We start from the raw sequence: 14,807 nt of genomic DNA, 5'->3' as shown, positions 1-14,807 counted from the left end.
AGAAAAATAAAAACGTTTTTATTTGGAGGGAGTTATGAAAGAACGAATAACTATTCGTGAAGTTGCTCAAGAAGCGAATGTCTCAATTGCGACTGTTTCAAAAGCATTGAATAATGTTGATGTGGTAACACCAAAAACAAAAGAAAAAGTCCTGACTGCGGCTAAAAAACTGCATTATACACCGAATTTATTTGGGAAAAATCTAAAAGCAAAACACACCAATATGATTGGCTTTTATACGCATACGATTATCGGTCCTTACTTTAGTACCCTGATCGAAGCAATCGTGAAGGAAGCAGAACAGCATCACTATGGTGTGAACGTAATTATTTCTTCTGATAAAAAGGTGCTAAGCTCGCATCTATTAGGAAATATGGTTGATGGGTTTATCGGATTTGAAGATCTGATTGATGATGAAGCACTAGGTACGATTCAGTCAGAAGGAATCAAAGCTGTTTTTATGGATCGAGAAATTGAGGATCAAAGTATCAGTAGTGTGGTCTTTTCTTCTCGAAAGGCTGGAAAATTAGCGACACAGTATTTAATTGAAAAAGGACATCAAAAAATTGGGTTTTTACCCGGACATCCAGGTGTCTATGATAGTGATGAACGTTATTTAGGCTTTGAAGAGACTATGAAGGAAGCTGGATTGACAATTAACGAACAGTGGATTATCCCAGGATTATTTGAAGAAAAAGCTAGTTTTAACAATATGACACAGTACTTAAACATGCAAGAAAAGAACAGCTGGCCTACAGCGTGGATTGCTGGAAATGATTTAAGTGCAATCGGCGTTATCAAAGCAATCGAAGGGTTAGCAATGTCGGTACCAGAAGATTTTAGTGTGGTTGGGTTTGATGATATTGAATTACTTCGTTATTTCAAACCAAAGATATCGACGATTCGGAATCCGATTCGTGAGCAGGGACGTCAAGCAGTTATTGAGCTATTGCATTTGATTGATAACCAAAAAACTGGTGAGAATAAAAGTTTAGACTGCCAGTTGATTGCGGGAGAAACAGCGAAAGAGTTGCGTAACAAACACGAAAGTTAGCGTAATAGATTTAAAAGGAAAAACAACGAGGAGGAAGATCAGTTGGAAGCAAAAGTAAAACCAACACTAAACGTTCGTATCAAGAAGTGGTTTCGAAATTTTGGTCGCCAGTGGCAATTACAATCGATGGCGATTCCAGGTATTGTCTACATGATTATATTCAGCTTTATTCCCATCTATGGCTTAGTGATTGCTTTTAAAAATTATACAGTGATTGATACGATTGAAAGTGCACAATGGGTGGGACTGGAAAACTTTAAAATTATTATGGAAGATAAATATTTCTGGCAATCAGTGGTCAATACGTTAGGAATTAGTGGCTTAAAACTAGCTTTTGGTTTTGTCCTACCGATTATTATTGCGGTGATGATTTATGAATTAAGAGACAGCGTCTTTAAACGGACGATCCAAACGATTTCTTACTTACCACACTTCCTTTCTTGGATTATACTCGGTGGGATGTTGATTACTTGGTTTTCTTCTAACGGAATGATTAATGAACTTTTGAATTTCATTGGTATCCAAGCGAAGCAAAACCATATGTTGGATGCAGGAAAATATTGGTGGATTGCTTCTTTATCTGATGTGTGGAAAGAAGCCGGGTGGGGAACGATTTTGTACCTTGCGACGATGTCACGAATTGATCCCACGTATTATGAAGCAGCAAAAATGGATGGTGCCACTCGAATGCGTCAAATTTGGAGTATCACGATCCCGATGATTCGAAATATTATTTCTTTAAACTTGATCCTTAGTGTAAGCGGTTTATTTAATTCGAATTTAGATCAGACATTGGTTTTAATGAACTCACAAAATCAACCCAAGGCAGAAGTAATCAATTCATATGTTTATCGAGTTGGTTTAATGCAGGGAGATTTTTCTTACGCCACGGCTGTTGGATTAGGTATTTCAATCATTTCAGTTATCTTACTGGTTGCAACGAATATCGTAACTAAGAAATTAAACGATAATCAGTCCGTTTTATAAGAAAGGAGTAAAGACGATGGAAAAAAGAAAATTATCTTTATCAAAACCCAAGAGTAATGTTGTACAAGACAAAGACAGTAAGATCTTTAATTTTGTCAATGTCTTGCTCTTGCTAGTTTTCACAATCATGATTATCGTACCTGTTTGGAATATTGTTGCTTCCTCTTTTGCTTCAAGTGATGCTTTGGCAAAAGGAGATTTTGTCTTTTGGCCTTCGGAAATCTCGATGGATAACTATCGCAAAGTGCTTGGCGATTCCTCTATGTGGCAGGCATTGATTATCTCGATTGGAAAAACGGTTCTTGGTGTGTTAGCACATACGGCTTTTTGTGCAATTATGGCCTATGCTTTGTCTAAGCGCAATTTAAAAGGCCGCAATCTTTACTCGACAATGGGAATTATTACGATGTTTTTCTCAGGGGGAATGATCCCAACCTATTTATTAATCAAATCGTTAGGCCTGTTGAATACTTTTTGGGTTTATATTATCCCAGCGTTGTTGTCATACTATGATGTTATTATTTTAATGAATTTTTTCCGTGATGTACCGACTTCACTAGAAGAGTCAGCAAAAATTGATGGCGCAAGCGATTGGGGCGTTTTCTTAAAAATTTTTGTGCCATTATCAAAGCCAGCACTTGCAACAATTGCCCTCTTTCACGGTGTCTGGCAATGGAATGATTTCATGACAGCAAAACTGTATGTTACGGATAAAGCACTCTATCCATTACAAATGAAACTTTATGAAATCATTACACAATCTCAGGCAGCCTCACAGCAAGGATTGAATGCTGCTGTTGAAATCAGTACTACATCTAAAGGAGTACAGTTGGCAACGATCGTTGTTACGACCGTTCCAATTTTAATCATTTATCCATTGCTACAAAAACATTTTATCTCAGGCATGATGCTTGGGGCAGTCAAAGAATAGGAGGAATAATCAATGTTTGGAGTCTCAAAGAAAAAGGTCGTAGGTATGTTGGCATTAACGAGTACGGTGTTACTAGCTTTAGGTGCTTGTGGTAGCGGCAAAGAGGAAGCATCAGCAGATAAAACAGTAGAACTTCCCTCAATTGAAGATCGCTATACACCAGAGAAAGATACACCTGCTTGGAAGTTAGATAAAAAAGAAGAGGCAACGAAATTAACTTGGTATGTCAATGCCGACTGGTGGAATACTGAATTTGGGAAAGATATGGTGACAAAAAAAGTAAAAGAAGACTTGAATATTGATATTAAATTCATCACAGGTGATGACACAAAATTAAATACTTATTTTGCTGGTGGTGACATGCCAGATATCGTGACTGTCTTTGATTCAAATTCACAAGTAGCTAGAAAAGCCAACTCTTGGGCGCTTCCATTACAAGATCTAGCTGAAAAGTATGATCCATATTTCAATCAAGTGGCACGTCAAGAAACATTAAACTGGTACAAACTCTCAGATGGAAAATCTTATGGCTATCCAGATTATTCAAATGTTCAAGCAGATTTTGACAGTGGTGATATTTTTGCCCGTGATGCGTTCATTATTCGAAAAGATGTTTATGAAGCAATTGGCAAACCAGATTTCACTACACCAGATGGTTTTGTTGCTGGAATGAAGAAAATCAAAGAACAGTTTCCTGAATTGATTCCGTTTGGATTTAATGACTTTGCCAAAGATGGTTCATCCAATGGTTCAATGGATAGTGTGGTTCAAGATATGCTGGGTGTTCCTTATACAGATGGTGATGATTACTACGATCGTAATTTAGACGAAGATTATATCAAATGGGTCAAAGCATTCCGCCAAGTCCATGAAGATGGAAATATCTCGGATGACACGTTTACTGATGATGGTGATAAATTCAAAGAAAAATTACAAACTGGAAAATATGGCGCTGTAATGATTGGTTCATTTGTTAACCAAGGTATCCCGCTGCAAACATTTAAAGCTGCTAATCCTGATTCTGAATACATTGCAGTTGATGGAATTCAAAGCACCAAAGGAAATGATCCAACGTTAACACAGGCAGGTATCTCTGGTTGGATGATCAACTATATTGGTAAAAATTGTCAAGATCCTGCAAAAGCAATCCAATTATTTACTTATTTGCTAAGTGATGAAGGCGAAATGTTAACGAACTTTGGGATTGAAGGCGAAACTTATACCAAAGATGGTGATAAAGTACAATGGACAGATGAAGCAAGAAAAATTCAACAAGAAGATCCAGAAAAGTGGCAATTGGAGTATCGAATGGGTGAATTTATCCAGTTTGGTCATGACCGTTTTAAAGCAATGAACGATGATTCCTACGTTGATGCAGTTAAACAAATGCAACAATGGGGAGAAGGCAAACTAACTTCTCAATTCTTAACGGAAAATATTGGACCAGATGCTGGAAGTCAAGAAGCGCGTGCCTTAAGTGCCATCCAAACAAACTGGAGTACAACATTGGTTGGTATGTTACGTGCCAAAGATGAAAAAGAACTAGATGATTTATTAGCTAAGTACAAAACGTTCCAAGAAGAAAACAAAATCGATGATGTGAATAAAGTTCGTAATGAGAAAATTCAAGAGAATAAAGAAAAATTAGCGATGTAATCTTTAAAAATAAAAAAGAAGTCTTAAATAAAAAAGAGCTTCTCAAAAATGTACGCATCAATTTTCGAGAAGCTCGACTTCTTTTTGAAAAAGGAGTCTGTGAACACCTACGAAATAAACAGAGTTCGTTCAAATAAGCTAGCTGAATGACGGCTAAAAATGTTCAAAGAATCAAAATAAGTGCCATAGTTTTGAATTGAGGCGAAATGACTGAACTACCTTGTGAAGAAAAGTTAAAACGCGAGCAACGAAACATTTCTAATCTGTGACCATCTTTTTGATTTGTATGAACAGGATTATTCAGGAGGGAAAAAAATGCAAAAAATTTTTAGTACAGAAGGTAAAATCTACGAAGGAATGCAACGAATTTATCAAGTGCTATTATTGACGATTATTTTTATACTTTCCTGTTTACCAGTACTCACAATTGGTGCGGCGATGGCTAGTGCTTATGGGACTGCTTATAAAATGGTCGATCATAGAGAAGGTGTCTTGTATAAAGAATATGTTCATCAGTTTAAACAAAATTTTGTTCTGGCAACGAAAATGTGGTTGCTGATTTTGGGTGTGAGTAGTGGTGTTTTTTTTCTGTTGCCTTTCATTCAACCGTTATTGATTGGAAATAAAATTGCCTATTATTTAGTAATGTTATTTGTCACATTACTTGTTTTGATGGGATTATATCTGTTTCCGTTAATTGCTCGTTTTGAAAATAATTTAACAGGAACATTGGTCAATGCTTGCATCTTATCACTAAAACATTTACCAAGTAGTATCCTGTTGTTTTTTATAACAATTGGTGGAGGGATAATGCTGCCTCTTTATTTGCCAAGTTTATTATTTGCATGGCTCTTTTTAGGAATCGGCACGATCATTTTTATCAAAGCAAAGTTATTGTTGGGCGTTTTTCATTCGTACGAGAATTTAGAAGAGGGAAGTTGATCATATGTATGTAGGATTTGATATTGGTGGAACGACTGTCAAATATGGTGTTCTAGATGAAGTTGGGAATATTTTAGAAAAATCTGCAATTCCAACAAATTATCAGTTGGCAGACTTTTTGGTTGAGCTAGATACAATCGTGAAAGATGCTCAAAAACGATATGAAAAAATTGAGGGGATTGGTATTAGTGCGCCAGGTATTATCCAAGAAGATGGATACATGCTTACTGCTGGTGCAATTAGACCTTTTTATGGAGCCAATATCAAAATAGAACTGGAACGACTAACTGGCTTGCCTGTTTCTATCGAAAATGATGCGAATGCCGCAGCGATTGCAGAACATTGGATTGGGAATGCACAAGGGCTAGAAAATTATTTATGCATTGTTTTAGGAACAGGTATTGGCGGAGGAATCGTGCTCAATGGGGAAGTTTTTCGAGGCGCTCATGGGATGGCTGGCGAATTTGGGTGGAGTATCATTGATCACTTACCAGCAGAAGGCGATATCGAAGAAGTTTCGTGGAACAAACGAGCAGCAACCGTTGGCGGTCTCTGTTATCAATATAATTTGAGCCAAAAAAAATTAGATGCAGCTGCACCAATGATTTTAGATGCTCGAGAAATTTTTCAAAGAGAGGCAGAAGGAGAAGTGCTGGCAATCAATATAGTAGAACAATTTTTAACAGATCTATCTGTGGGAATGTTGAATCTGATTAGTTTTTTTGATCCAGAACTGATTTTATTTGGTGGAGGAATCAGTTCCAACGAGGAATTTAATCAACGATTTCAAAAACGTTTGGAAGAAGTGATGAATCGTCACGAATCAATTCATTATCTTAAAAACAAAACGATTGCTGCTGTTCGCCCAGCTAAATTGCAAAATGATGCAGGCATGATTGGTGCTGTTTATCAAATTCATCGTCAAGTGACAAAGTGAATAAAGCACTTGATTATTCAAAGAATGTTTGAGAAAAAATAGTTCAAATTACTAAATAGAAAGTAGGCTGGAAAATTATTTTTCAGTCTCTTTTTTTTGTAAAAAAGTGGTCGAAAGGGACAATAAAAAGTTGTTTATGTGTAGATATGATCCCAAGCTTTTGAAAAATGACAGTCTATGGTAAAATTAGCGAGTATGAATAAATTAAGAATAGGTGGATTTTATGAAGAAAATCGTTATCAATGGTGGCCGTTCACTAACAGGTGAAGTAACGATTAGTGGGGCAAAAAATAGTGCTGTGGCATTGATTCCGGCGGCTATTTTAGCAAATTCCCCAGTGATTTTAGAAGGTGTCCCTGATATTCAGGATGTCCATTCATTAATTGAAATTTTAGAAATTATGGGTGCAAAGATTACTTTTTCAAATAACGTATTAGAAATTGATCCAACAGAAATCGTATCTGTGCCAATGCCAAATGGGAAAATCAATAGTTTACGTGCATCGTACTATTTTATGGGAACATTATTAGGAAAATTTGGTGAAGCTGTAGTTGGCTTGCCTGGTGGCTGTTATTTAGGTCCGCGACCAATTGATTTACATGTTAAAGGATTCGAGGCGCTAGGCGCACAAGTTACAAATGAACATGGCGCAATGTATTTGCGAACTGAAAATGGCCAAATGCAAGGAAATCGAATTTTTATGGATGTTGTTTCTGTAGGTGCGACAATCAATGTCATGCTTGCGGCAGTAAAAGCAAAAGGCCAAACAATCATTGAAAACGCGGCTCGTGAGCCAGAAATTATTGACGTTGCGACATTATTGAACAACATGGGTGCAAACGTTCGTGGTGCAGGTACGGACATTATCCGTATCGACGGTGTTGATGAATTACATGGTTGTCGTCATTTCATGATTCCTGACCGAATTGAAGCGGGAACGTACTTAGCTCTTGCAGCAGCTGCAGGAGATGGAATAAAAGTAAAAAACGTTATTTATGAGCATCTTGAAAGCTTCATTGCTAAATTACAAGAAATTGGTGTCAAAATGAAAATCAGTGAGGACGAGATTGAAGTCTATCCGGCAACGGAGTTGAAAGCTGTGAATGTGATGACTTATCCATATCCAGGTTTTGCGACAGATTTGCAACAACCATTGACGCCATTATTGTTAATGACATCTGGCACCGCAGAAATCATTGATACGATCTATGCCAAGCGTGTCAATCATGTACCTGAGCTAGCGCGAATGGGTGCAGACATTTCAGTTGAAGGAAACATGATTATTATAAATGGTCCAAGTAAGTTACATGGGGCAGAAGTTGTGGCATCTGATCTTCGGGCAGGAGCTTGTTTAGTTATTGCTGGGTTGCTAGCAGAAGGAACGACGACAATTTATAATGTCGAATATATTTTACGTGGCTATGATCATATTATTGAAAAGTTGACTGCTTTAGGTGCATCAATTGAAATGATTGAGGAAGTGGAGGCCGAATGAGCGATTATTTGACAATGGCGGAGCTGGAAAATAAAACGTTAAAAGAAATTTACAGCTACGCAAAGGATTTTAAAATTCCTTATTACAGTAAAATGAATAAAAAAGAACTCGCACTCTCTGTCATTCGTGCACAAGCAGAAAAACAAGGATTCTATTATATGGAAGGAATTTTAGATATCGTAGGACAAGATGGGTATGGATTTTTACGTCCAATTAATTATGGTCCCAGTGTAGAAGACATCTATATTTCTGCTTCACAAATTCGCCGTTTTGGTTTGAGAAATGGGGATAAAGTTGCCGGGAAAGCCCGCCCACCGAAAGAATCAGAACGTTATTATGGCTTGATGCATGTTGAAAGTGTCAATGGAAAAGACCCAGAAGAAGCGAAAGAGCGCCCTCATTTTCCAGCACTAACACCTCTTTATCCACAAGAACAGTTAACGTTAGAAACGACTACTAATCGATTATCCACACGAATGATTGACATTTTTTCTCCTGTTGGTTTTGGTCAACGTGGATTAATCGTTGCTCCACCTAAAGCAGGGAAAACAACGGTTTTAAAAGAAATTGCAAATGGTATCACTGAGAATTATCCTGATGTTGAATTGATTGTTTTATTAATTGATGAACGACCAGAAGAAGTGACCGATTTGGAGCGTAGCGTAAAAGGTGATGTGGTGTCTTCAACGTTTGATTTACAACCACAGAATCATACGCGTGTCGCGGAATTAGTTTTAGAACGTGCAATGCGTTTGGTTGAAGATAAGCGAGATGTTGTCATTTTAATGGACAGTATCACGCGACTTGCCAGAGCCTATAACTTAGTTGTTCCGCCAAGTGGTAGAACTTTAAGTGGAGGGATTGATCCAGCTGCGTTGTACAAACCAAAGAAATTTTTTGGAGCGGCACGTAATATCGAAGAAGGCGGGAGCTTAACGATTCTAGCAACTGCTTTAGTCGATACGGGTAGTCGAATGGACGATGTCATTTACGAAGAGTTCAAAGGAACGGGAAATCTTGAACTCCAATTGTCACGTGAATTGGCAGAAAGAAGAATTTTCCCAGCAATCGACATCAAAAAATCAGGAACTCGTAAAGAAGAGTTATTGATTCCAAGTGCGCAATTAGAAGAAATTTGGAAGCTACGGAAAAATATGATTGGTGATTCTTTGGAATACACTGAGCAATTGATTCGTTTCTTACGAAAAACGAAGAACAATCAACAATTTTTTGCGGAGTTTCAAGATGTTTCCTTTGGTAAGAAAAATCAAATGAGAAATCAAAAAAGATAATTGCAACCTTGAATGAAACATGATAAGATGTTACTGTTGTAAATCGACAAATCAACTCTGGTTCAGCAAATGAAGCAGGGCAAAGGAGCGAAAAAACTATGAAAGCAAACATTCATCCAGATTACCATCCAGTAGTATTCATGGATTCAACAACTGGTTTCAAATTCTTGTCAGGTTCAACAAAATCTTCACAAGAAACAGTTGAATGGGAAGACGGTAATACATACCCAGTAATCCGTGTCGAAGTAACTTCTGACTCACATCCATTCTACACTGGACGTCAAAAATTCACACAAGCAGACGGACGTGTGGACCGTTTCAACAAAAAATACGGTCTCAAAGATCAAAACGCTGCAGAATAATCAAAACATTGTTTATGCAATATTTGGCAGGCCTCATCTTCGGATGGGGTCTGTTTTTTTGCAGGTTTTTTATACTTGGTTCTCGACATAGCCGAGTTAGTTCATTGAAAACAAAGAAAAAATCGCACATAATAAATTAGTTTGAATCTATATTTTGTATTCACATTTCTATAGTTTGTTCATGTACTTATCTCTAAGTAAGCGCTATCATTTTACTGGGATAAAAAAACTATAGGAGGAATCATGGATGAAGTGTTGGTTTAAAAGTGGAGTAGGGCTGTTGTTGGCAATTGGTGTAGTTGGTGTCTCAGGATGTGGCGTCAAAAATCAAGCAGAGTCAAATTCGATTGACTATCAAGAAACGGAAGAAGCAAAAGTTGATCGAGGGATGGCTAATCAGCCAGAATCTTCTTATTGGTTTCCAGAAGAGTTATTGCAATGGGACTTTTCAAAAGACGAAGATGCAAAATACAATGTTAGTGCTGTACCATTGGCACAACGGGTAGATAAAACAAAGTTGATTCCTTCAAATAAAACACAAAATACAGAGATGAAAGTAGTAGCTTTATCCATTATGAACAGTAGTACCAGCGGCAATGCACCACGAGGTGTGAACACTTTTGATGCCAATGTTTTTTCTAACTGGCAATATATCGATCAATTAGTTTACTGGGGGGGTTCATCTGGTGAAGGAATTATTGTTCCACCAAGTCCGGATGTGATTGATGCGGCTCATAAAAATGGTGTGCCAGTGTTAGGAACTGTGTTCTTTCCACAAACTGCGCATGGTGGAAAAATTGAATGGCTAGATACTTTCTTGGAAAAAGATGCTAATGGGACATTTCCTTTAGTCGACAAGCTGATTGAAGTTGCGCAAAGTTACGGGTTTGATGGCTGGTTCATTAACCAAGAAACAGATACAGTTGTGACTAGCTTTGATGAAGCTAAAGAAAACAAAAATGCTCAAGCAGCAGATAAAGCTGATGGATTGAACAAAGAACATGCCGATTTGATGCAAGAATTTATCAAAGAATTTAAAGGGAAGCAAGCTGATTTAGATATCATGTGGTATGATTCGATGACATCTGAAGGAAAAATGGATTGGCAAAACGCTTTGACCGATCAAAACCAAGCTTATTTAGTAGATGCAGACATGAATCCAGTAGCGGATAGCATGTTTTTGAATTTTTGGTGGAATACGGAGCAATTAGCAAGCAAGGAACTTTTGAAAGCATCTAAGAAAAAAGCAAATGAATTAGGCATTGATCCTTATGATTTATTTGCAGGAATCGATGTTCAAGAAAAAGGTTACGCTACCCCAGTTGATTGGGAGTTATTTGTGGATGATAAAGGTGTCCCTTATACTTCTTTGGGATTATACGTTCCTAGTTGGACGTACAGTTCTGCTAGTGATCCAGATGATTTTCAAAATCGAGAAGAACGTTTTTGGGTCAATGACAAGGGAGATCCAACTCAAAATATCGCCTTAAAAGGGCAAGATTGGCCGGGAGTTTCGACGTATGCGCTGGAGCAAACAGCAATCACTTCTTTGCCTTTTGTAACGAATTTCAATACAGGAAATGGGTATAATTATTTTATCAAAGGCCAAAAGGTATCAAGTCTAGATTGGAATAACCGAAGCATGCAAGATATCATGCCGACTTACCGTTGGATAATGGAGCATGAAAATAACAATGATTTATCAATTAGAATGGATTATGCAGATGCTTTCAATGGAGGTAATTCATTATTGTTTAGAGGAAATATGACAAAAAATGCGGTTAGCCAAGTGAAGCTTTATCGAATGGAAACAACGCTAACAAAAGATTCAGAGATAACTACAACCGCTAAAGCATCAGATGCTACCAAGCTGGAGATTGTCTTGACGTTTGAAGACGGAAGTACAGAAACAGTTGCATCAAGTCAAAAAGTAACAAATGATTGGACAACCTTGAAGTATTCATTAGAAAAATTTGCAGGAAAAACAGTCACATCACTTTCTTATAAAATAACTTCAGAAAAAACAAATGACACTTATGAATTACATTTAGGGCAGCTTGCAATGACGGACTCACCTGCTACAGAAAAAATGGCTGTTGCAAATGCTGAAGTGGAAGATGTTGTTTTTGATGAAGAAGAAAGTAATTATGCAGGGATTCGCTTGACATGGGATAGTAAAGACAGTGAAGCAGAACATTATGAAATTTATCGAATAAATAAAGATAATACTCGTTCTTTCCTAGGTGCAACACCTGCGACGACACATTACATCAATGGACTGGAAAGACAAAAGAACGTGCAACAGACAAAATTGGAAATTGTTCCCGTTGATACTCTTGGAAATCGAGGCATGGCATCAGATCCAATCTCTTTTGAATGGCCAGATAATACATTACCAAAAGCAAGTTTTACGGCTTCTAAAACATTGGCGGCTCCCGGGGAACAAATTAGTTTCACAAATACATCTTCTTCCAATACGGACAAAGTGACTTGGGAATTTGAAGGTGGCGATATTGAAACAAGTACCGAAAATGAGCCTGTCGTTACTTATGATAAAGAGGGTGTGTATAAAGTAAAACTGACCGCAGAAAATGAAGAAGGAAAAACACCGATTGAGATGGAAGGTTTGATTACAATCAGTCAAAAAGTCCCTGCCGAATTGGTGTTGCTATCTTTAAATGCGAAAACAGAAGCCTCTTCGTTTACAAATGATTCGGAAGCGCCTGAATTTGCAGTTGATGGGAAACTTGAAACAAAATGGTGTGCAACGGGAACACCTCCCCATGAAATCATTGTCGATTTGGGTAATAGCCAAACAGTCAGTGAAGTTCGATTCGCACATGCAGAGGCTGGTGGCGAAAATGCAGATATGAATACAAAGGCTTATACAATCGAAGTAAGCCAAGATGGAAAAGAGTACAAGAAAGTTTCACGAACAATCAATAATACGGAAAAAAATAGCACCAATACCTTTGCCGTGGAACAAGCACGATATGTGAAAGTAAGTGTGGATAAACCTACACAAGGTTCAGACACAGCAGTGCGAATGTATGAATTGGGTGTTTATGGAATGAAAGATTTATTGAAATAAAAAATTGACAAGAAGATAGGTCAGCCCTATTGCAAAAAAGGAAACAAGTGAATAAAAATTTAGGAGCTGTGACAAAACTCGTGTCACAGCTCTTTCTTTTTCCTTTAATTAGACTTTTTTGTTAATCATCAAAAAAGTCTATCCTTTTTCGGATAATCCAGACAAAAAGTTGGCAGTTTGCCAGTTAAAAGGTACACTTAGAAATAGCGATTATCAAAAGAGTTGCTGACAATCATTAAGAGAAAAAAGGACGTGGTCTGAAATGAAAAAATATCGTGGAGCAATTGTTATCTCGGTAATCATTACCTTGTTACCACTTGTGGCAAGTGCCATTTTTTGGGAAGAAATTCCGAATCAAGTTGCGACACATTTTGATTTGAATTGGCAAGCGAATGGCTGGAGCTCAAAGGGATTTGCGTTGATTGGCTTACCATTTCTTCTGGCAGGCTTACAATTATTGGTTGCCTTTTTCGTGTTAAATGATCCAAAGCAAAAAGTGACAAAACGTTGGATTATCTACAGCGTTTTAGGAATCATTCCGCTGATTGCACTTTTTGTTCAATCATTGACCATCAGTTATGCTTTAGGCAATCAGGCAACATGGTTGATGAAAATTAGTCCCGCTGCATTTATCGGAATCATCTTTATTGTTTCAGGAGTGATTCTGACCGCTGTTCCGCAAAATTATACAGTGGGTATTCGTTTACCTTGGACGTTGAGCAGTGAACAGAATTGGCTACAAACAAATCGACTGGGTGCCAAAACATTTATTGCAGGCGGTATTTTGATGTTACTCGCAAGTTTTGTTTCATGGGAATTTTTAATGATGCCAATTATCGTGATTGTTATTTTGATTCCAACGATTTATTCATTTTGGCTGCATCGAAAAGGAATTTGATAAAGTGAAAACTAGTAAAAATAGCAGAAAATAGGATGAAAATGAACTATTTTAGGAGATGAAGAAGGATGCATATTGAACATTTAGCTGTTTGGACGAAAGATTTGGAAAAAATGAGAACGTTTTACGAAAAATATTTTCAGGCAACAAGTAGTGAACGCTATCGTAATCCAAAAACACAATTTCAATCTTACTTTTTAAGTTTTGGTTCAGGGAGTCGCTTAGAATTGACAACGAAACCACATCTAGCAAATCGAGTCACAGATCATTTAGGCTATGCACACTTAGCGATGGCGGTAGGGACGAAAGAAGAAGTTGATCGTTTCGCTGATCGATTTGTCCAAGATGGCTATCCTTTACTGAGCGGACCAAGAACAACAGGTGATGGTTATTATGAGGCAGTAATCCAAGATCCAGAAGGAAACTTGATTGAATTAACGACAGATGCGATCGACTAATCAAAGATAAAAAAGGTGGTTAAAGCGAATGGCAAGAGATTTTGATTACGAGCAAATGCTAGCTGGGGAACTTTATAAGGCATCAGGTATTTTTCCAGAAAATCGCTCGATTAATGGACAAAAGCTAGCACAGAAAATCAATCAATTACCAATTGATGAAACGAAAAAAATTGTGGCACTGGAAAAAGAACTTTTTGGTAAAACGGGTGAACATATTTATGTCAATCCACCTCTTCATGTCGATTATGGTCGTCATGTGGAGATTGGCGAAAATTTTTATGCAAATATGGATTGCATCTTTCTAGACGTGAATAAAATAAAAATTGGGGATAATGTCATGGTGGGGCCAAGAGTCAGTTTCTTTACCGCAGGTCACCCAACAGATGCAGAAATCCGCATAACAGATTTAGAATTTGGCTTACCGATTACTGTTGGAAATAATGTTTGGATTGGTGGAAACAGTGTTCTACTACCTGGAATAACGGTTGGAAACAATTCGATTATTGCGGCGGGGGCAGTTGTTACAAAAGACGTACCTGATCATACGATTGTTGGCGGAAACCCAGCAAAAGTGATTCGGAAAGTCAATCAAGCTGATAAAGAAAAATGGCAAAAGCAAATGAAAAAATATCACTTGCGTAAGGAAGAACATCTCAATAAAATGAGTGAGTAAAATAGACAGTAAACCAACTAGATAAAAAACG

Annotated in this window: 13 protein-coding genes; all 13 read left to right on the top strand. The window is 37.5% G+C overall.

Annotation, left to right across the window (positions count from 1 at the left end; genetic code table 11):
• Positions 1-34: 34 nt before the first annotated feature.
• The 13 genes from IGJ76_RS09515 (at position 35) to IGJ76_RS09455 (ending at position 14,776) form a co-directional block, all read left to right on the top strand.
• Positions 35-1,054, top strand: coding sequence for a LacI family DNA-binding transcriptional regulator (locus tag IGJ76_RS09515; RefSeq protein WP_067480307.1), 1,020 nt, complete (start codon positions 35-37; stop codon positions 1,052-1,054).
• A 126-nt stretch (positions 1,055-1,180) separates the two neighbouring features.
• Positions 1,181-2,041: an ABC transporter permease gene (locus IGJ76_RS09510; protein WP_197485188.1), complete on the top strand. Its 861-nt coding sequence runs from the start codon at positions 1,181-1,183 to the stop codon at positions 2,039-2,041.
• 16 nt (positions 2,042-2,057) lie between these two features.
• Entirely contained in the window at positions 2,058-2,972 is a 915-nt protein-coding gene (locus tag IGJ76_RS09505) for a carbohydrate ABC transporter permease (protein ID WP_067480314.1), read from the top strand.
• Between the two features lie 12 nt (positions 2,973-2,984).
• Positions 2,985-4,628 carry a sugar ABC transporter substrate-binding protein gene (locus IGJ76_RS09500; protein WP_067480317.1) on the top strand — a complete coding sequence of 548 codons (1,644 nt, stop codon included), beginning with the start codon at positions 2,985-2,987 and terminating at the stop codon, positions 4,626-4,628.
• Between the two features lie 315 nt (positions 4,629-4,943).
• Positions 4,944-5,570, top strand: coding sequence for a YesL family protein (locus IGJ76_RS09495; RefSeq protein ID WP_071869267.1), 627 nt, complete (start codon positions 4,944-4,946; stop codon positions 5,568-5,570).
• Positions 5,571-5,574: 4 nt separating this feature from the next.
• Positions 5,575-6,507 (top strand): ROK family protein, encoded by a 933-nt coding sequence (locus IGJ76_RS09490; protein ID WP_067480322.1) that lies wholly within the window; start codon positions 5,575-5,577, stop codon positions 6,505-6,507.
• A gap of 223 nt (positions 6,508-6,730) precedes the next feature.
• Positions 6,731-8,002 (top strand): UDP-N-acetylglucosamine 1-carboxyvinyltransferase, encoded by a 1,272-nt coding sequence (locus IGJ76_RS09485; RefSeq protein ID WP_067480325.1) that lies wholly within the window; start codon positions 6,731-6,733, stop codon positions 8,000-8,002.
• A complete protein-coding gene (gene rho / locus IGJ76_RS09480) occupies positions 7,999-9,294 on the top strand; it encodes a transcription termination factor Rho (protein ID WP_067480328.1) in 1,296 nt (431 codons plus the stop codon). The genes IGJ76_RS09485 and rho overlap by 4 nt, the downstream gene beginning before the upstream one ends.
• A 98-nt stretch (positions 9,295-9,392) precedes the next feature.
• The gene (locus IGJ76_RS09475; RefSeq protein WP_067480331.1) at positions 9,393-9,656 is read left to right on the top strand and encodes a type B 50S ribosomal protein L31; all 264 of its coding nucleotides are present in this window, start codon (positions 9,393-9,395) and stop codon (positions 9,654-9,656) included.
• Between the two features lie 247 nt (positions 9,657-9,903).
• Positions 9,904-12,747, top strand: coding sequence for an endo-beta-N-acetylglucosaminidase (locus tag IGJ76_RS09470; RefSeq protein ID WP_430596573.1), 2,844 nt, complete (start codon positions 9,904-9,906; stop codon positions 12,745-12,747).
• 262 nt (positions 12,748-13,009) lie between these two features.
• Positions 13,010-13,645 (top strand): SdpI family protein, encoded by a 636-nt coding sequence (locus IGJ76_RS09465; RefSeq protein WP_270346662.1) that lies wholly within the window; start codon positions 13,010-13,012, stop codon positions 13,643-13,645.
• Positions 13,646-13,713: 68 nt separating this feature from the next.
• Positions 13,714-14,103: a VOC family protein gene (locus tag IGJ76_RS09460; protein WP_067480340.1), complete on the top strand. Its 390-nt coding sequence runs from the start codon at positions 13,714-13,716 to the stop codon at positions 14,101-14,103.
• 28 nt (positions 14,104-14,131) lie between these two features.
• Positions 14,132-14,776, top strand: a complete 645-nt coding sequence (locus tag IGJ76_RS09455) for a sugar O-acetyltransferase (RefSeq protein ID WP_270492367.1) — start codon at positions 14,132-14,134, stop codon at positions 14,774-14,776.
• Positions 14,777-14,807: the final 31 nt, after the last annotated feature.

The sequence above is a fragment of the Enterococcus sp. DIV0175 genome (assembly GCF_050529075.1).
GTDB lineage: Bacteria > Bacillota > Bacilli > Lactobacillales > Enterococcaceae > Enterococcus_B > Enterococcus_B thailandicus.
This window is presented reverse-complemented; position numbering and strand designations above follow the sequence as displayed.